Genomic DNA, 19,295 nt, shown 5'->3' on the forward strand with positions numbered 1-19,295 from the left:
GCGGAATAAAAGCTTGACGATGACCTACTTTCACAGACGTCCGTCCACTATCATCGGCGCAAAGTCGTTTCACTGTCCTGTTCGGGATGGGAAGGAGTGGGACCAACTCGCTATGGTCGTCAAGCGTAACTGGTTGAGCGGCTGCGGTTGAGGCAACAGCTCCAATCTTGGAAGAAACACAACGCGTGGCGATCAGAGTCAGACTCGATGATCACGCACGGTGGGGTGTAATTGGTGTTGGCTGGCTGCCGACGGTGCAGCCAGATTTTGTATTGAACGACACTTGGAACGCTATATCACCAGGTCATAACCATCAGTGTTATAGGATCAAGCCTCACGGGCAATTAGTATCGGTTAGCTTAACGCATTACTGCGCTTCCACACCCGACCTATCAACGTCCTGGTCTCGAACGACCCTTCAGGGGGATCAAGTCCCCGGGATACCTTATCTTCAGACGAGTTTCCCGCTTAGATGCCTTCAGCGGTTATCTCTTCCGTACTTAGCTACCCGGCAATGCCATTGGCATGACAACCGGTACACCAGAGGTACGTCCACTCCGGTCCTCTCGTACTAGGAGCAGGCTCCGTCAAGTATCCAACGCCCACGGCAGATAGGGACCAAACTGTCTCACGACGTTTTAAACCCAGCTCACGTACCTCTTTAAATGGCGAACAGCCATACCCTTGGGACCGGCTACAGCCCCAGGATGAGATGAGCCGACATCGAGGTGCCAAACACCGCCGTCGATATGAACTCTTGGGCGGTATCAGCCTGTTATCCCCAGAGTACCTTTTATCCGTTGAGCGATGGCCCTTCCATTCAGAACCACCGGATCACTATGTCCTGCTTTCGCACCTGTTCGACTTGTCAGTCTCACAGTCAAGCACGCTTATGCCATTGCACTATCAGCACGATTTCCGACCGTACCTAGCGTACCTTCGAACTCCTCCGTTACACTTTGGGAGGAGACCGCCCCAGTCAAACTGCCCACCATGCACTGTCCCCGATCCGGATAACGGACCAAGGTTAGAACCGCAAACAAACCAGGGTGGTATTTCAAGGATGGCTCCACGTGATCTAGCGACCACGCTTCAAAGCCTCCCACCTATCCTACACAGGCCGGTTCACAGATCAATGCAAAGCTACAGTAAAGGTTCATGGGGTCTTTCCGTCTAGCCGCGGGTAGATTGCATCATCACAAACACTTCAACTTCGCTGAGTCTCAGGAGGAGACAGTGTGGCCATCGTTACGCCATTCGTGCAGGTCGGAACTTACCCGACAAGGAATTTCGCTACCTTAGGACCGTTATAGTTACGGCCGCCGTTTACCGGGGCTTCGATCAAGAGCTTGCACCCCATCACTTAACCTTCCGGCACCGGGCAGGCGTCACACCCTATACGTCGACTTTCGTCTTTGCAGAGTGCTGTGTTTTTAATAAACAGTCGCAGCCACCGATTCTCTGCGACCCCATCATGCTAAGCGCGCAGGCGCTTCACACTACCGGGGTATACCTTCTCCCGAAGTTACGGTATCAATTTGCCGAGTTCCTTCTCCTGAGTTCTCTCAAGCGCCTTGGAATATTCATCCCGTCCACCTGTGTCGGTTTGCGGTACGGTCTCGTACAGCTGAAGCTTAGAGGCTTTTCTTGGAACCGCTTCCAATCACTTCGCAAGCAATGCTCGCTCGTGCCACACCCTTGATTTACGCGCCCGGATTTGCCTAAGCGCCATCTTCGATGCAGCAACAGGGACATCCAACACCCTGATGATCTTCCGCGATCCGTCCCCCCATCGCACTGTACGACGGTGCTGGAATATTAACCAGCTTCCCATCAGCTACGCATCTCTGCCTCGCCTTAGGGGCCGACTCACCCTGCGCCGATGAACGTTGCGCAGGAAACCTTGGACTTACGGCGAGGGGGCTTTTCACCCCCTTTATCGCTACTCATGTCAGCATTCGCACTTCTGATACCTCCAGCAGCCTTTACAAGCCACCTTCGCAGGCTTACAGAACGCTCTCCTACCGCGTGCACTAAAAGTGCACACCCGCAGCTTCGGTTTATCGCTTAGCCCCGTTACATCTTCCGCGCAGGACGACTCGATCAGTGAGCTATTACGCTTTCTTTAAAGGATGGCTGCTTCTAAGCCAACCTCCTGACTGTCTATGCCTTCCCACTTCGTTTCCCACTTAGCGATAATTTGGGACCTTAGCTGGCGGTCTGGGTTGTTTCCCTCTTGAGTCCGGACGTTAGCACCCGGTGCTCTGTCTCCCAAGCTGTACTTGCGGGTATTCGGAGTTTGCCATAGTTTGGTAAGTCGCCATGACCCCCTAGCTATAACAGTGCTCTACCCCCCGCAGTAATACTTGAGGCACTACCTAAATAGTTTTCGGAGAGAACCAGCTATTTCCAGATTTGTTTAGCCTTTCACCCCTATCCACAGCTCATCCCCTAATTTTTCAACATTAGTGGGTTCGGTCCTCCAGCACGTGTTACCGTGCCTTCAACCTGGCCATGGATAGATCATCTGGTTTCGGGTCTACACCCAGCGACTGAATCGCCCTATTCGGACTCGCTTTCGCTACGGCTTCCCTATTCGGTTAACCTTGCCACTGAATGTAAGTCGCTGACCCATTATACAAAAGGTACGCAGTCACCCCACAAGGAGGCTCCTACTGTTTGTATGCATACGGTTTCAGGATCTATTTCACTCCCCTTCCGGGGTTCTTTTCGCCTTTCCCTCACGGTACTGGTTCACTATCGGTCGATCACGAGTATTTAGCCTTGGAGGATGGTCCCCCCATCTTCAAACAGGATTTCACGTGTCCCGCCCTACTTTTCTTACGCTTAGTTCCACACACAAGATTTCGCCTACAGGGCTATCACCTGCTACGGCCGGACTTTCCATTCCGTTCGACTATCTTGCGTGCTAAAACGTAAAGGCTCTTCCGATTTCGCTCGCCACTACTTTCGGAATCTCGGTTGATTTCTTTTCCTCGAGCTACTGAGATGTTTCAGTTCACCCGGTTCGCTTCCACTGGCCTATGTATTCAGCCAGGGATACCGCATTGCTGCGGTGGGTTTCCCCATTCGGACATCTACGGATCAAAGCTTGTTTGCCAGCTCCCCGTAGCTTTTCGCAGGCTACTACGTCCTTCATCGCCTGTGATCGCCAAGGCATCCACCATATGCACTTAGTCGCTTGATCCTATAACGCTGTAGGCTATAGGACCTGAGTATTAGCGTTTGTGCCGTTCATAAGTTTCAAAGCAGTCTGAGGTTATTCACCCCAGTCTTGAGAACTTGGAACAAAATTAATGCAATCACAACCCGTACTTATCTTCATCGGCTTGCGCCGAGTACTTGATAAGTACATTTTCGTTGTGCTTCTTCCAGATTGTTAAAGAACAAATATAGCTGTCAGGTAAAACCTAACTCATAAGGCCGTTTCAACGACGCTATGAGTTAGCCTCTACATCACCAGGCATCAAGTACTTGGTGGAGGTGAACGGGATCGAACCGATGACATCCTGCTTGCAAAGCAGGCGCTCTCCCAGCTGAGCTACACCCCCATATCCCGCATGCGCAGAATACTTGGTGGGTCTGGTTGGATTCGAACCAACGACCCCCGCCTTATCAAGACGGTGCTCTAACCGACTGAGCTACAGACCCAAAAACCTTTTCGGATCAGCAGTCAGGAAAGCTGTAGACCCAGGGAAGATTCCCTCGACCCAAGCCTGCAACTGATCCCAGCTACATCAAACAACCGATAAGAGTGGACGCTTAACACGAGCACTAAGCTCTGAAAGGAGGTGATCCAGCCGCACCTTCCGATACGGCTACCTTGTTACGACTTCACCCCAGTCATGAATCCTACCGTGGTAATCGCCCCCCTTACGGTTAGGCTAACTACTTCTGGTAAAACCCACTCCCATGGTGTGACGGGCGGTGTGTACAAGACCCGGGAACGTATTCACCGCGACATGCTGATCCGCGATTACTAGCGATTCCGACTTCACGCAGTCGAGTTGCAGACTGCGATCCGGACTACGATCGGGTTTCTGGGATTGGCTCCCCCTCGCGGGTTGGCGACCCTCTGTCCCGACCATTGTATGACGTGTGAAGCCCTACCCATAAGGGCCATGAGGACTTGACGTCATCCCCACCTTCCTCCGGTTTGTCACCGGCAGTCTCATTAGAGTGCCCTTTCGTAGCAACTAATGACAAGGGTTGCGCTCGTTGCGGGACTTAACCCAACATCTCACGACACGAGCTGACGACAGCCATGCAGCACCTGTGTTCCGGTTCTCTTGCGAGCACTTCCAAATCTCTTCGGAATTCCAGACATGTCAAGGGTAGGTAAGGTTTTTCGCGTTGCATCGAATTAATCCACATCATCCACCGCTTGTGCGGGTCCCCGTCAATTCCTTTGAGTTTTAATCTTGCGACCGTACTCCCCAGGCGGTCAACTTCACGCGTTAGCTGCGCTACCAAGGTCCGAAGACCCCAACAGCTAGTTGACATCGTTTAGGGCGTGGACTACCAGGGTATCTAATCCTGTTTGCTCCCCACGCTTTCGTGCATGAGCGTCAGTGTTATCCCAGGAGGCTGCCTTCGCCATCGGTGTTCCTCCGCATATCTACGCATTTCACTGCTACACGCGGAATTCCACCTCCCTCTGACACACTCTAGCCCGGTAGTTAAAAATGCAGTTCCAAAGTTAAGCTCTGGGATTTCACATCTTTCTTTCCGAACCGCCTGCGCACGCTTTACGCCCAGTAATTCCGATTAACGCTTGCACCCTACGTATTACCGCGGCTGCTGGCACGTAGTTAGCCGGTGCTTATTCTGCAGGTACCGTCAGTTTCACGGGGTATTAACCCATGACGTTTCTTTCCTGCCAAAAGTGCTTTACAACCCGAAGGCCTTCATCGCACACGCGGGATGGCTGGATCAGGGTTTCCCCCATTGTCCAAAATTCCCCACTGCTGCCTCCCGTAGGAGTCTGGGCCGTGTCTCAGTCCCAGTGTGGCTGGTCGTCCTCTCAAACCAGCTACGGATCGTCGCCTTGGTGAGCCGTTACCCCACCAACTAGCTAATCCGATATCGGCCGCTCCAATAGTGCAAGGTCTTGCGATCCCCTGCTTTCCCCCGTAGGGCGTATGCGGTATTAGCTACGCTTTCGCGTAGTTATCCCCCGCTACTGGGCACGTTCCGATACATTACTCACCCGTTCGCCACTCGCCACCAGACCGAAGTCCGTGCTGCCGTTCGACTTGCATGTGTAAGGCATCCCGCTAGCGTTCAATCTGAGCCAGGATCAAACTCTTCAGTTTAATCTCTGTATTTGTTTCGTATTTCTTAACCCCCGAAAGGGTCGAGTCATACGTCGCTACTCAAAGGAAGTGAGGTATGTTCTTAAACTTGACGTCTAAGGTACTTCACTTCTAGTGAGCACTTGATTTCATTGTGCTTGTGACCGAAGTCACATTGCACCCGCATCAAGCGCCCACACTTATCGGTTGTTTAATTGTTAAAGAGCGGTACTGCTAAATTCTGTACTACTTACTGCCTGCTCGCTTCGCTACGCCGCTTTCGCTGGCGCCGCGTTGTTTGCAGCAGAGAAACGAGATTATGAAGAAGTTTTTTTCGCTTGTCAAGTCAGCGTCACATACTGCGTTTCGCTTTCTTGCTTGCGACCTCTTCAGGTCCGCCTCTCTTAGCAGTTATCGAAATATCAGGGTTAACCCTAAGTTTTCGGCAACCGCCAAGCCCAAGACTATAACACGATTTTTGCAGATTGTGCAACCGGCTTTTGCCTAACTTGCTGCAATCCTTGCAATAACCGCGCGGCGTTCATTTCTGACTGCTTTGCGGCAGGCCTGGCTCGAATCTTCTTGCCCGACCTGTTGTGCTTGCTTGGCTTCGCGCTTCAGAACTGTCCGAACTGCGAAGGAGCGAGACTATAGCACAGTTTTTTCGCGTGGCGCAAAACGGCGAACCCGTGGACCTGTACCGCTGCCACCGCCGCCTCTCCCCTATATATAGTGGTGATTCCCGCGGTTGCCCCATATAGATAGTTGTCTCGTCCACCTTGCCCTACGTTTACTATTCGCCTGTACGCCGCACCTTACTGGAGACGAACACGCTATGCCCCCAGCCATCGCCCTGAGCGAAGATATCCTGATCAATGTCACCCCCTTCGAAACCCGCGTTGCGCTGGTGGAACAAGGTTCGGTACAGGAGCTGCACGTGGAACGCAGCATCCAGCGGGGCCATGTCGGTAATATTTATCTGGGGCGGGTGGTCCGCGTACTGCCGGGCATGCAGAGCGCCTTCATCGATATCGGACTGGAGCGTGCCGCTTTCATTCACATTGCCGACCTGCGCGAGAACCGCGGTGAAAGAAGCCAGGGACTGACTCCCACTCCGATCGAAAAGCTGTTATTCGAGGGACAGACCATCATGGTTCAGGTGGTCAAGGATCCCCTGGGCACCAAGGGCGCACGGCTTTCCACCCAGATCAGCATGGCCGGCCGGATGCTGGTTTACCTGCCCCACGATCCGCATATCGGCATTTCGCAGAAGATCGACGACGAATCCGAGCGCATCCAGCTGCGCGAACGCCTGCAGGCCTTGATGCCGGCAGAGGAAAAAGGCGGCTTCATCGTCCGCACACAGGCCGAAGGCGCCAATGACGAGGAATTGACTGCCGACCTGGAGTATCTGCGCAAACTGTGGAGCAGCGTCCAGGCGGCGGCTCGCACCCAGCCCGCCCCCGCCCTGCTGCACCAGGATCTGACCCTGGCGCAGCGCGTGCTGCGCGACATGGTGGGCCCGAACACCGGCACCATTCTTGTGGATTCCCGCACGACCAGCGCCGCGATGCTGGAATGGGCGCGCATCTATACGCCCTCGGTCGTGGGCCGCATCCAGCACTACAGCGGGGAGCGCCCCCTGTTCGACACCGCCAACGTGGACGATGAGATTGCCCGGGCGCTATCTCGACGGGTGGACTTGAAGTCGGGCGGCTATCTGATCATCGACCAGACCGAGGCGCTGACCACGGTCGACGTCAATACCGGCGGTTTCGTGGGCGGCCGCAATTTCGACGACACCATCTTCAAGACCAACCTGGAAGCGGCCCAGGCCATCGCGCGCCAGCTGCGGCTGCGCAACCTGGGCGGCATCGTCATCCTGGACTTCATCGACATGGAGGAACAGGAACACCGCGAAACGGTGCTGGCCGAACTGAAGAAGGCGCTGTCGCGCGACCGCACCCGCATGACCGTCAACGGCTTTACGCAGCTGGGCCTGGTGGAAATGACGCGCAAGCGCACCCGCGACTCGCTGGCGCATCAGTTGTGCGAGCCCTGCCCCATGTGCGAGGCGCGGGGCAACGTGCGCACGCCGCGCACCGTCTGCTATGAAATCCTGCGCGAAATCCTGCGCGAGGCGCGGCAATTCAATCCCAAGGAATTCCGCATCCTCGCCTCGCAAGAGGTGGTCGACCTGTTCCTCGAAGAAGAAAGCCAGCATCTGGCGATGCTGGGCGACTTCGTGGGCAAGCGCATTTCGCTGGAAGTGGAAGGCGCGTACTCTCAAGAACAGTACGACATCATCCTGGTCTGATTTCAGGAAATCCTGTCCGTGGTTCCGACGAATTCCAAGGGGCAATAAAAGCCCCCGTGGAACTGGGCGGCGATGGGATCCTCGGGGATGTTTTGAGCCAGGATTTCCGGGGCGAACACCTCGGAATCGTCCTGCGGCGCATAGCCCAGGAATTTCGCGTTGGAATTGTCCCAGCGGTTGCGCAGGTTGTTCGACACCCCGTAGACCACCGTGAAATGGTAGGACGCGTGTTCGACGCAGCGCGCCGTCAATTGCGCCATGTCGCGGTGGCTGATCCAGGTCAACAGCTGGCGGGCCTCGCTCGGGCGGTCGGGCGTACGGAACGTCCCGATCCGCAGGCAGGCGACTGACATGCCGTACTTGTCGGCGTACATCCGGCCCAGGGCCTCGCCGAACACCTTCGAGACGCCATACAGCGAGTCGGGCCGGGGCTGCACGGTGTCATCGAGGAATTTTTCCCGGCGGTGATAGCCGATAGCGTGATTCGAGCTGGCAAAGACCACCCGGCGCACGTTCTGACGCCGGGCCGCCTCGAATACGTTGTAGCAACCCTCGATATTCATGGGCAGGATTTTTTCCCAGACATCGGCGCCGGGGATACCGGCCAGATGGATGACGCAGTCAATACCCTCCATGCAGCGCTCCAGGGACTCGATGTCCCGGACGTCCATCGCGCAGATTTCCTCGCCGGCCTGCGCCGGTTCCTGCGGCGCGATGTCCGCCAGGCGCAGCAAGGCGTAGCGGCCGCGCAGATGCGTGCGCAGGCAAAGGCCTATGTTTCCGGCCGCTCCGGTAATCAACACGCGCAGGTTTTCGGGTTGGTTGAAGGGTGTCATCAATCTGTCCAGTTTCTCTTGAATAGGAAAGCGCCGGGGCCGATGCCGTTTGCGCCGGTTACTGCTTCTGCTTGGCGGCGATCAGCGCGTCATAAAGCGCCTGGCCATTGGGCGCTTCGCCGACGAGCTTTTTCACGACCGGCCGCGTGGCCTGCACCATGGAATCGAGATTGCTGGGATAGACGATGGACACGCCCTTTTGCTCCATCGTTTTCATACCCTCGTCGTAGACCTTCTTGTAATAGTCGCGCGCATAGGCCATGGCCTCGTCCGCCGACTCCTTGATCATTTTCTGTTCCGCGGGCGAGAAGCGGTCCCAGCGGTCCTTGGACATGAGCAGCAGCGCTGGATGGATATTGACGTGCGTCATGTTGAAGTACTTGGAGACTTCGATGAATTTATCCGAGACGAACTGGTCCGGCGTCGTCTCGCCGCCATCGAGCACCTTCTGCTGCAGGGCCAGATACAGTTCCGAATAGGCCATGGGAGTGGCTTGCGCCCCCAGGGCCTTGTAGCTTTCGACATAGCCCGGCGATTGGATGACGCGGATCTTCATGCCTTTCAGGTCTTCGGCCGAATTGACGGGCCGGTTGCCGAAAACGTTGCGTTCGATCGCCGAAAACCAGCCCAGGCCAACCAGGCCGTACTTGGGCAGGACTTCCATGAATTTGTCGCCAGCCGGCCCGTTGAGGATCTGGTTGGCCTGGTCGACGCTGTCGAACAGGAACGGCGAGTCAAAGACCAGGAATTCCTTGACGATACCGTTCAGGGTCGGTTGACCCGTGATGACCAGGTCGGTGGCCCCGGCCACCGCGCCCTGGATCATGGTCAGTTCGCCGCCCAGCTGGGAGTGCGGAAACACGGAAATCGTGATTTTTCCGTTCGACTTCGCCTTCAGCACTTCGGCGAATTTCTGCGCGCCTACGTGGAACGGGCTGTCCGTCGTGAGCGTATGCCCGACGTCCATGTTCAGCGCATACGACGGCGTAGCAAACATGAGTGCGCTCAGGACGCCGGCGCCAAACATCTTCTTGAATAGCTTCACTTCCATCTCCTCGGTTTTCCAGCCGCCCAAAGGACGCTGTCCTCGGGCAGCCGATCTAGTTTTTATAAGAAAAAGGTACTAATGGCGGGCACGTAAGAAATAATCAGGACGTCGAGCACCAGGACGGCGAGGAAAATGACCAGATACTTCGCCAACTGGTGCATTTTCAACTGGGCGACTTCGCACACCACGAACAGGTTCACGCCGACCGGAGGCGTCACCATGCCGACCGCCAGGTTGGTGATGACGATCATGCCGAAGTGGATGGGATCGATGCCGAAGGTGACGCTGATGGGCGCCAGGATGGGCACGATGATGAGGATCGCCGCCAGTGCCTCGATGAACATGCCGACCAGGAACAGCATGACGTTCACCAGCAGCAGGAACACGATCGGATTGGTCGTCACCGACCCGAGCATCGCAGCGACCTGCTGCGGCACCTGATTGATCGTCAGCAGGTAGGCGAACACGGCCGCGAACGCCACGATCAGCAGGATGATGGAGGACATCACCGCGGAGCGCGCGAAAATACCGAGCAGATCCTTGACCGTTATTTCCTTGTAGACGAACAGCCCAAGCGCGAGGCCGTACAACACGGCGATGCAGGAGGCTTCCGTCGCGGTAAACAACCCGCCGTAGATCCCTCCCAGGATGATGACCGGCATCATCAACGCCAGCGTCGCATCCTTCAGGGCGACCAGGACACCCTTGAGCCATCCGGTGAAGCTCACCGCGGTGACTGCGTCAAAGCCCTGGAAACGGGCAACCAGGCAGACCGTAAGGATCAGCGACACGGTGATCAGCAGACCCGGCAGGATGCCCGCGAGAAATAGCGAGCCGACCGACACGTTCGCCGTCAGCGCATACACGATCATGGGGATCGAGGGCGGGATGATCGCCCCCAGTTCGCCGGAGGATGCGGCAATGGAAGCCGCGAACGACCTGGGGTAGCCCTTCTTTTCCATTTCCGGGATCAGCACGGAGCCGATCGCGGCGGTAGTTGCGGACGAGGAACCCGAAACCGTCGCAAACAGCAGCGAGGTCAGCACCGCGACCGCACCCAGCCCGCCGCGGATCCAGCCGACGAAGGCATTGGCCAGTTGCACCAGCCGGGCAGCAACACCGCCCGAGGACATCAGATGCCCGGCCAGGATGAAGAATGGAACGGCCATCAGGCTGAACGAATCGAGCGACTGAAACGCCATCTGGGCCACGATCAGCAGCGAGCGGTCGCCCGCCTGCAGGGCAAACGCGGCGGACATGCCCAAGGCGGTGACGATGGGCGCGCCGATTATCAGGATCGCCGTAAACGATAAGAACAGAACCGGGATCACAGCGCCCCTCCTTCACTATTTTGCATGGCGGCGGCGGCTCTTTCCGTCTCTCCGACCGGCTGCGATGCTTCGACACTCATCAATTCCTTGACGACATGCGCGAAGGTATTCAGGCTCATCAGCATACAACCGATGAACATGAACACATAGATGTACGCCATGGGCATTTCCATCGCGGGCGACGTCTGCCTCATGCCAAGCTCGATCAATCTGATCGACTTCCAGGCCAGCAGCACGGCCAGCATCAAGGTCAGGATATGGGCGACAACGCGCAGCCAGCGCGCGACCGACTCAGGCACCATGCCGATGAAGGCATCGACGCCGATCAGGCGCAGGCGGTAGGTGGCGACCGCGCCGCCAATGAAGACGCTGCCGACCATCATGAAACGGCCCAATTCTTCCGCCCAGGGCGTGGAAAATGGAATGCCGGTATAGGTGTAAAGCAGCCGTACAAATACAGAAATTGAAATCGCCAGGACCATTCCTATAAGAAACAGTCCGGCGCACTTTTCAGCCGCGGCATTTATCGAATCCATTATTCGCTGCAGCGTTTGAAGCCTCTGGTGTGAGGCACAATACCCGGCCATGCTGAGCCCTCCCTCTTTGTCTCATTTATTTATTCGCCGCCTTTTTGAGCCAGGCGTTCGATAGGAAATATACTCAGCGGCATGCGATTCGTAAAATTCAAATAACGGAACATTCTTTTCAAAAAAAACGATCGTAGTGCCCTCGCGTCTTGATTCGGAGTTTCGATAATGTTGAGTGATCTCAAGCAGTTACGCGCTTTCCTCACGATCGCGCGTTTAGGCAACTTCACCAGGACGGCTCACGAACTGAATATTTCGCAGTCGGCGCTGACCATACAGATCCAGCAGCTCGAGTCCCATCTGCGCACGCGGCTGTTCGACCGCAACCACCGCAGCGTCAGCCTGACGCCGCGGGGCCAGGAGCTCTATCCGAGGATCGAAAAACTGGTGGTTGAAATCGAAGACCTGGTGACCCAGGCCCGCGACACCAGCGACCGGGAACGCGGCACGGTGACCGTTGCCGTGCTGCCCTCCCTGGCCGCCGGCCTCTTGCCGCAGGCGATCCACAGGCTGAACCGCGACTACCCGCGGATCACCGTCTGCGTGCGGGACACCGTGGCCTCCCGCGTCAACGACATGACGCGCAGCGGCGAGGTCGATTTTGGTATCGGCAGTCCGATCAAGCGCGATCAGGAGCTGGTCTGGGAGCAACTGGTGACCGACCGCTTTTGCGCCTACATGGCGCATGACTATCCCTGGGCCGCGCCGGACACCGTGACGCTCAAGGATCTGGCCGAGCATCCGTTGATATTGCCGGTGCGGGAGAGCAGCATCCGCACGCATATCGAGGCGGCAGCCGACAAATTGAAAATCTCGCTGCCGGCGGCCTATGAGGTCGTCTACAACTCGACCGTGCTGGCGATGGCGGCGCAAGGATTGGGCGTCGCCATTCTTTCTGAACTGGCTGCCCGCGAAGGCGATACCAACCGCCTGCGTTGCGTTTCCATCAGCAGTCCGCCGTTATATCGGCACATCGGCATCCTGCGGCGCGCGGGCCGCTCGCTGTCGCGGTCGGCGGAACTGCTGACCGCGGCATTGCGGGAAATCGCCGTCCAGGAATAACTGGAACACGCGCGCACGCGTAACAGGTAGCGGGCGCGACTTCACTTCATTATGTGTGGATTTTGTGTCTTAAAGATTCGATTGCAAACAATTCTGAAAGCGATGGCGGCAAGGAAGGCGACCCGATAAGCTGCGGGCGCCTTCAGGGTATACCCTGAAAATTTCTTTCTTTCGCTTTTAGGAGTTCGATGCGATGAAGTCCCTATTCCGTCCGTTCCTCGTCTTGGCCGCAGCGCTGCCGTTGATGCTGGCCGCTTGCGGCAACAAGGAACCCGAACAGCGTGCCGCGTTCACGCAGTTCCTGCAGACCCGCATCGTCGACAAGCCCGGCGTGCGCGTCCCGCAGTTGACGGATGAAGAGAAGAAGTCCTTCGGCGACTACGCCGCGCAATATGCGGTGATCACCGACTTCAATGCGGGCATGGATGCTTCGGTGAAGCCCTTGTCGGGCATCATGCAGAAAGGCTCCATGCGTTCGCTGAACGATATCGTGACGCGTCGCGACGACCTCAAGACCGTGCAAACCTCGCTCAATGAAATGGGCGCGGCGTTGAAGGAACAGCAGGCCAAGGCCGACGCCGCGCGCGCTCAGCTCAAGCAGCCGGAAGACCTGAAGGCGGTGTACGACAAGGCCTACGAGAAGACCGTGAGCCTGCCAGCCGACACCTTCCGCGACGTGCTGCCGCAGCTGAACGCAACCTTCGACAGCAGCCTGAAGATCGCCGACTACGTTGCCGCGCATGCCGCGCAGATCGACATTTCCGGTCCCATCGTCAAGGTACAGGATCCGGCCGTGCAAGCCGAGCTGAACAAGCTGCTGCAGGACCTGAACGCGCAAGCCAAGAACGTGCAACAGGCGCAAACGCGCATGCAGGCCGTCATGGTCGGCCGCTAAGCCACACAGGATCGAAAAAGCCCCGCCGCGCGATGAGCGCGGCGGGGCTTTTTCATTCAGCGCCGGATCAAGACCCGGCCATTGCCACGCGATTGCGGCCTGACTCCTTGGCCTGGTAGACGGCCTCGTCGGCCGCCTCCACCAGGCCGGCGACCGTATCGTCGCCCTGTGGCACAGCGGTCGCGACCCCGACGCTGATGGTGACGATGCCGGCGGCGGCGTCCGCGTGCGGCACCTTCAGGCCGGCAACCGCCCGCCGGATGCTCTCCGCGATCTCCGCGGCGCGCTGGCGGCTGGTATTGGGCAGCAGCACGACGAATTCCTCGCCGCCATAGCGGGCCGCCAGGTCGCGCGGACGCCGGGCCTTTTTCTTGAGGACGCGCGCCAGCGTCGCCAGCAGTTGGTCTCCCTGCTGGTGGCCGTAGCGATCGTTGTAGCGCTTGAAATGGTCGGCATCCAGGAACAGCAGCGATAGCGGCACGCGCTCGCGGCGCGCATTCTGCCATTCGCGCTCCAGCGTTTCGTCGAACGCGCGCCGGTTGGCCAGGCCGGTGAGCCCATCCGTGCGCGCCTGTATCGCCAGCTGCGTCTCGACCGCCTTGCGCAGGATCATCTCGCGCCTGAACAGCACGATCAGCGCCACGACCGACAGCAGTAGCGCCGTAGTGACCAGGATGATGAAGAGCGCGCGGCGGTCCCAGGGCTCCATCAGCTCGTCCACGTCCATGGCCACGTCGATGATGAGCGGCGTGTCCTCGATGCTGGCGAAGGTGTAGTAGCGGTTCACGCCGTCTGGAGACAGCGCGCCGACGAACGAGCCTTCGCGGCGGATCAGGAATTGCTGGAAATCCAGCGCCATGCCGATGTCGCTGCCCAGGTCGTTCAGGGAATATGGGGCGCGCAACAACACCAGGCCATCGTTGCGGAAGACGCTTATTTCGTCGCGCTCGCCGATCGACAGCGCGGCAAAGCGGTCGCGGAAATAGGCCAGGCGCAGCGAACCGCCCACCACGCCGGCGAAGCTGCCGTCCGGATTGGACAGGCGCCGGCTGATGGCGATGCTCTCGTCGCCACCGCGCAGGCGGCTGCGGTAGGGTTTGCTGACATACATGCCGACGTCGTCGGCATCGCGATGCACCTGGAAGAAATCCCGGTCGGCGAAACTCACATCCGGCGCATCCAGATCCCCGGAGTGGTAACGGATATTGCCGTCCTTATCCAGCACCACGACGGCGCCCAGGTATTCGGCGGTGGATGGCCGGTCGAACAGGAAGCGGTGCTGGGTTTCAGGCGCCAGCTGAGCCAGGCCCGGTTCGCGCAGGCGTTCGGCCATGCCCTGCAGCGACAGGTCGTAGACATGCAGGGTGCGGCTGATGTCCGCGGACAGCACGCCGGTGATGTTGCGCGCCGAAGCGTGGGCGGCGTCCCAGGTGGCGCGGCGGTCGATCCAGAGCAGCGCGACCGCGGCCGCGCAGATGCCGATTGCGACGAGCACCGCCAACGCATACAGGGCGCGTTGCACAAACCCGCGAGACTTCAATACGGCGCTCCTACGCCGGGGACGTCCGGGGGACGCGGATCATTCCGGCAGAGATTTACGCCGCAGATGATGCCGCCGCCGGACAAGCCGCGCAAGATCCGCCCCTAAAAAACCCCAGCGCCGCCCGCGCCGCGCTTTCCGCGCCGCAGCTTCCTCAGGTCGCCGCGACCGCCGCGATGCGGAAGGGAAAGGCCTTGGCGCCCTTGGCCCTGTCGGTTTCGCGGTGCGCGCCAATCGACCATGCCGGGCCGGTTCCGCCCGTGTGCGACACCAATTGGCGCATGGAGCCCGCCGAAAATCCGCATCGCAAGGCCCGGGCCTGCCGCCGGGCCAGTTCTACTCCAACAGCGTGCGGTGTCGTGAAAATCCGATCCGATTGCAGCATGGCAGCCCCCTGGCAAATGCTCGTCATGGATGACGAGTCAGTGCGGATAAATCTACCTCAGCCACCAGCGCCTGCGCGTGAAATGATGCGAAAAGTAATGCAACGATCAGGAAATAGTCTATTACACCGACGGGCTGGGCGCGGCGCTCTCGGCTTCCCGATCGGGCTGGTCGTTGCGGCCGTCCGGGGCGCTGGTCATATTGCCGTAAAGCAGCGAGCGGCCGGCGAACAGCCCGCCGGCCACCTCCAGGTCGAAACGCTCGGTGTCGCGCCTGCGCACATCCTGCACCACCTCGGCGGCTTCATCGGGTGGCACGCCGATCACGCGCAGCGCGGCCTCGCCAAAGGCCAGCGCCGATTCCAGGGTTTCGCGCACCTGGTAGTCGACCCCTTCCTTGGCCAGCGCCAACGAATGGATACGGTCGTATGCGCGCACCACCACCCGTATCAGCGGGAATTCGGCCTTGATCAGCTTGACCATGTGGTTGACCGCCTTGGGGTCGTCGATGCAGATCAGGATGGCGCAGGCATTTTCCGCGCCGGCGGTGCGCAGCATGTCGATGCGCGTGCCGTCGCCGTAATAGACCTTGACGCCCCATTTGGCCGCTGCCCGGATCGCGTCGGTGTCGGTATCCAGGATGGAGACCGTCAGGTCGCGAGCCAGCATCGCCTGGGTCACGATCTGGCCAAAACGCCCGAAGCCCACGATGAGGGCGCAGCCCTCCAGATCCTTGGCCACATCCACGTCTTCCATCGAAGGCTGCGGCTTGGGCAGAAGCCAGCGCAACGCCAGCACGCACAGCGGCGTGAGCGCCATGGAAATGATAACGACTGCAGTCAGCACGGCGCCGGTGTGGGCATCGAAGATGCCGGCGGCGGCTGCCGCCCCGTACAGCACGAAAGCGAATTCACCGCCCTGCGCCAGCAGGGCCGCGCGGGTCATGGCCTCGGCGTGCGTCGCGCGCAGCACCCGCGCCACCACGTACACGCCCACCGATTTCACCAGCATGAACACCGCCACCGCGGCCAGGATCAGCGGCCATTCGCGGGCCACCGCCGACAGGTCCAGCGACATGCCCACGCCCAGGAAGAACAGGCCCAGCAATATGCCGCGGAACGGCTCGACTTCGGCCTCCAGCTGATGGCGGAAGGTGGATTCGGACAGCAGCACGCCTGCCAGGAAGGCGCCCATCGCCATCGACAGGCCGCCCAATTCCATCAGCAGCGCCGCGCCCAACACCACCAGCAAGGCGGCTGCCGTCATGACCTCGCGCGCATGCGCGGCGGCCAGCAGGCGAAACAGCGGGTTGAGCAGCCAGCGGCCGGCGGCCAGCAATGCCAGGATGCACGCCACCGCGATGGCCGACTGTATCCACGGATCGCCATGGCTGGAATTGCCAGCCGGCGCCAGCAGGGTCGCCAGGGCCAGCAGCGGCACGATGGCCAGGTCTTCCAGCAGCAGGATCGAGACGATGCGCTGGCCCTGCGCGCTGGCGGTGTCGCCGCGTTCGCCCAGTATCTGCATGACGATGGCGGTGGACGACAGCACGAAACCCATCGCGGCCATGAAAGCCGCCGGACCCGACAGCCCCGCCAGCAGGCCGACCACCGTCAGCAGTCCGCCGCAGGCCAGCACCTGTGCGACGCCCAGGCCGAAGATCTCGCCGCGCAGCTTCCACAGCCGGGAGGGCTGCATTTCCAGGCCGATGATGAACAGGAACATCACCACGCCCAGTTCGGCCACGTGCAGGATGGATTTGGGATCGGAGAACAGGCCCAGGCCGAAGGGGCCGATCACCAGGCCGGCGGCCAGGTATCCCAGGACGGATCCCAACCCCAGGCGCTTGAACAGGGGAACCGCGACGACCGCAGCCCCCAGCAGGACGACGACATTGACTAGCTGATTGCCTTCGGCAGGCAGGGACATGGGGCGCTCCAGATGCACGGCGGACCAAAGCGCCTCGGGGCGCCGCCCCGCCCGCAGCGGACGGGAGCCGGGCCTGCCGGCAGGCCCGGCTCCATTTTCCGGCAATCCGGACGCTTGGCAATCCGGAAATGCGACAGGAACGAACAACCGCCAGGCCAGGCGGCTGGCCGATCAGTCGTCGCGGAATTGCATCTTGTAGAGCGAGGCGTACAGGCCGTTGGCGGCCAGCAGCTCGGCGTGCGGGCCTTGCTCGACGATCTTGCCGGCATCCAGCACGATGATGCGGTCGGCATTCTGCACGGTGGACAGGCGGTGGGCGATGACCAGCGTGGTCCGGCCCTTCATCAGGCGCTCCAGCGAGGCCTGGACCTGGCGCTCGGATTCGTTGTCGAGCGCGGAAGTGGCTTCGTCCAGGATCAGGATGGGCGCGTTCTTGATCAGCGCGCGGGCGATCGCCAAGCGCTGGCGCTGGCCGCCGGACAGGCGGGCGGCGTTCTCGCCCACCGGCGTATTGAGTCCCTGCGGCAGACCCTCGACGAATTCCAGCAGATTGGCCGCCGCCAGCGCATCGCGCACCTTCTGCTCGCTCGACTTGCCCAACGCGCCGTAGCCGACGTTGGCTGCGATGGTGTCGTCGAACAGCACCACGTCCTGGCTCACCAGCGACAGGTGCGAGCGCAGGCTGCGCAGCGTCAGCTCGTCGATTGGCGTGTCGTCCACCAGGATGGAGCCGCTATCGGCCAGCACAAAGCGCGGCAGCATGTTGACCAGGGTGGTCTTGCCGCTGCCCGAACGTCCTACCAGGGCCACGGTCTGGCCGGGCTCCACAGTGAAGGAAATGCCGTTGACGGTATCGCGGTCGGCATCGGGGAAACGATGGGAGACGCTGCGGAATTCGACCTTGCCGCGCACGGGCTCGGCCAGTTCCTTGGTGCCGGTATCTTTTTCGGGTACCTGGTCGATCAGCGTGAACACGCTTTCGGCCGACACCAGCATCTTCTGCATGCGGGCGGCGACGTTGGTCAGGCGCTTGATGGGGTCGAAAATCTGAGCCAGCGCCGCCATGAAGGAGGCGAAGCTGCCCACGGTCAGGGCGCCGTGGTTGGCCTGGCTGAGCGCCACGGCGATGACCGCGCCGACCGAGATGGAAATGCAGACCTGGGTCAGCGGCGTCAGGGCGGCATCGGCCGTGGCCGTGCGCATGGCGAAGCGGCGCAGGCGGCGGCTGACGAAATCGAAGCGGCCGCGTTCGACTTCATAGCCGTCGAACAGCTTGATGACGCGCTGGCCGTCGATGCCTTCGCCGACCACGCGGGTCAGTTCGGCGTTCATGTTGACGGTTTCGCGGTTGATGCGGCGCAGGCGCTTGATGAAGAAGCGCGAGATCAGCACCGACACCGGCAGCATGATCAGGATGATCAGCGTCAGCACCCAGGACATGTACAGCAGCACGCAGATCAGCGCGACGACGACCAGGGTTTCGCGCACCAGCACCGTGATGACGTCGGTGGCGTAGCCCGTGACGTTGCCGGCATCGATGGTGAAGCGGTTGAGCAGGCGGCCGGTATCGCCCTGCTTGAAGTCGGCGTCGGGCAGGCCCAGGAGGCGCTCGAACATATCCTTGCGCATGCCCAGCAGCACGTTGTTGGCCACCCAGGCCAGCAGGTAATCGCTGAAGAAGTTGCAGATGCCGCGCAGCAGGATCAGGCCAACCACTGCCAGCGGCAGCGCCCAGACGTAATACGGCTTGGCGCCCGAAAAGCCGCCGTCCAGCAAGGGCTTCATGATGACTGCCAGGACGGGCTGCGTGGCGGCCGCGCCGGCCATCAGCAGGACGGCAAGCAACAATCCCTTCCAGTAGGAGCCCACGCGGCTGTAGATCCGACTCCAGAGTTCGGCTTTGACAGGTTGGGAACTCGCGGGCGCGTTGCGTGCGGCAGAATTCAAAGGAATCACTCGCTTTTATACAATTGTGGCCAGAATTGTACCGGCTGCGCGACAAGTCGCCGCCCGGGCCATGTCCCCTTCAGCCTTAACGCGCCCAGCGCCCTT

Annotated in this window: 11 protein-coding genes, 2 tRNA genes and 3 rRNA genes; 3 read left to right on the forward strand and 13 right to left on the reverse strand. The window is 59.7% G+C overall.

The genetic code is table 11. From position 1 onward, the window contains the following. Positions 1-11: 11 nt before the first annotated feature. The 5 genes from rrf to IAG39_RS21430 form a co-directional block, all read right to left on the reverse strand. Positions 12-124: ribosomal RNA gene (rrf, locus tag IAG39_RS21410) — 5S ribosomal RNA — on the reverse strand. Between the two features lie 199 nt (positions 125-323). Then, positions 324-3,208 (reverse strand): 23S ribosomal RNA (locus IAG39_RS21415). A gap of 288 nt (positions 3,209-3,496) precedes the next feature. After that, positions 3,497-3,572 (reverse strand) — tRNA-Ala (locus IAG39_RS21420). Between the two features lie 23 nt (positions 3,573-3,595). Further along, a tRNA-Ile gene (locus tag IAG39_RS21425) sits at positions 3,596-3,672 on the reverse strand. 133 nt (positions 3,673-3,805) lie between these two features. After that, positions 3,806-5,336: ribosomal RNA gene (locus tag IAG39_RS21430) — 16S ribosomal RNA — on the reverse strand. Together the 16S, 23S and 5S rRNA genes with 2 tRNA genes alongside form the textbook arrangement of a ribosomal RNA operon. 832 nt (positions 5,337-6,168) lie before the next feature. Between IAG39_RS21430 and rng the strand changes: the two genes are divergently transcribed. Then, positions 6,169-7,632, forward strand: a complete 1,464-nt coding sequence (gene rng, locus IAG39_RS21435) for a ribonuclease G (RefSeq protein ID WP_118932264.1) — start codon at positions 6,169-6,171, stop codon at positions 7,630-7,632. 2 nt (positions 7,633-7,634) lie between these two features. Here rng and IAG39_RS21440 read toward each other — a convergent pair whose 3' ends face one another. The 4 genes from IAG39_RS21440 to IAG39_RS21455 are packed head-to-tail and all read right to left on the reverse strand — an operon-like array spanning position 7,635 to position 11,383. Further along, the gene (locus IAG39_RS21440) at positions 7,635-8,468 is read right to left on the reverse strand and encodes an NAD-dependent epimerase/dehydratase family protein (protein WP_118932259.1); all 834 of its coding nucleotides are present in this window, start codon (positions 8,466-8,468) and stop codon (positions 7,635-7,637) included. Positions 8,469-8,526: 58 nt separating this feature from the next. Next, a complete protein-coding gene (locus tag IAG39_RS21445; RefSeq protein WP_118932258.1) occupies positions 8,527-9,519 on the reverse strand; it encodes a TRAP transporter substrate-binding protein in 993 nt (330 codons plus the stop codon). Positions 9,520-9,575: 56 nt separating this feature from the next. Next, positions 9,576-10,847, reverse strand: a complete 1,272-nt coding sequence (locus tag IAG39_RS21450; protein ID WP_118932257.1) for a TRAP transporter large permease — start codon at positions 10,845-10,847, stop codon at positions 9,576-9,578. After that, positions 10,844-11,383, reverse strand: a complete 540-nt coding sequence (locus IAG39_RS21455) for a TRAP transporter small permease (RefSeq protein WP_223283348.1) — start codon at positions 11,381-11,383, stop codon at positions 10,844-10,846. Before IAG39_RS21455 ends, IAG39_RS21450 begins: the two co-directional genes overlap by 4 nt. Positions 11,384-11,602: 219 nt before the next feature. Between IAG39_RS21455 and IAG39_RS21460 the strand changes: the two genes are divergently transcribed. After that, positions 11,603-12,496 (forward strand): LysR family transcriptional regulator, encoded by an 894-nt coding sequence (locus IAG39_RS21460; RefSeq protein ID WP_118932255.1) that lies wholly within the window; start codon positions 11,603-11,605, stop codon positions 12,494-12,496. A gap of 193 nt (positions 12,497-12,689) precedes the next feature. Continuing rightward, positions 12,690-13,391, forward strand: coding sequence for a DUF3053 domain-containing protein (locus IAG39_RS21465; protein WP_118932254.1), 702 nt, complete (start codon positions 12,690-12,692; stop codon positions 13,389-13,391). A gap of 67 nt (positions 13,392-13,458) precedes the next feature. On the opposite strand, the gene IAG39_RS21470 is transcribed toward IAG39_RS21465, so the two are convergent. The 4 genes from IAG39_RS21470 to msbA form a co-directional block, all read right to left on the reverse strand. Further along, positions 13,459-14,931, reverse strand: a complete 1,473-nt coding sequence (locus IAG39_RS21470) for a diguanylate cyclase (RefSeq protein ID WP_165867816.1) — start codon at positions 14,929-14,931, stop codon at positions 13,459-13,461. A 154-nt stretch (positions 14,932-15,085) separates the two neighbouring features. Next, entirely contained in the window at positions 15,086-15,214 is a 129-nt protein-coding gene (locus tag IAG39_RS31665) for a hypothetical protein (RefSeq protein WP_262422092.1), read from the reverse strand. Positions 15,215-15,437: 223 nt separating this feature from the next. Next, entirely contained in the window at positions 15,438-17,243 is a 1,806-nt protein-coding gene (locus IAG39_RS21480; RefSeq protein WP_118932252.1) for a monovalent cation:proton antiporter-2 (CPA2) family protein, read from the reverse strand. 171 nt (positions 17,244-17,414) lie between these two features. Next, positions 17,415-19,190, reverse strand: a complete 1,776-nt coding sequence (gene msbA / locus IAG39_RS21485; protein ID WP_059380411.1) for a lipid A export permease/ATP-binding protein MsbA — start codon at positions 19,188-19,190, stop codon at positions 17,415-17,417. Positions 19,191-19,295 lie beyond the last annotated feature (105 nt).

The organism is Achromobacter xylosoxidans (assembly GCF_014490035.1).
Lineage (GTDB): Bacteria > Pseudomonadota > Gammaproteobacteria > Burkholderiales > Burkholderiaceae_B > Achromobacter > Achromobacter bronchisepticus_A.

What these genes read in the sequence shown, in the direction of transcription:
- IAG39_RS21440 (WP_118932259.1), bottom strand. Translation starts at nt 8,468, where the DNA reads ATGACACCCTTCAACCAACCCGAAAACCTGCGCGTGTTGATTACCGGA.
- IAG39_RS21445 (WP_118932258.1), bottom strand. Translation starts at nt 9,519, where the DNA reads ATGGAAGTGAAGCTATTCAAGAAGATGTTTGGCGCCGGCGTCCTGAGC.
- IAG39_RS21455 (WP_223283348.1), bottom strand. Translation starts at nt 11,383, where the DNA reads ATGGATTCGATAAATGCCGCGGCTGAAAAGTGCGCCGGACTGTTTCTT.
- IAG39_RS21460 (WP_118932255.1), top strand. Translation starts at nt 11,603, where the DNA reads ATGTTGAGTGATCTCAAGCAGTTACGCGCTTTCCTCACGATCGCGCGT.
- IAG39_RS21465 (WP_118932254.1), top strand. Translation starts at nt 12,690, where the DNA reads ATGAAGTCCCTATTCCGTCCGTTCCTCGTCTTGGCCGCAGCGCTGCCG.
- IAG39_RS31665 (WP_262422092.1), bottom strand. Translation starts at nt 15,214, where the DNA reads ATGCGCCAATTGGTGTCGCACACGGGCGGAACCGGCCCGGCATGGTCG.
- IAG39_RS21480 (WP_118932252.1), bottom strand. Translation starts at nt 17,243, where the DNA reads ATGTCCCTGCCTGCCGAAGGCAATCAGCTAGTCAATGTCGTCGTCCTG.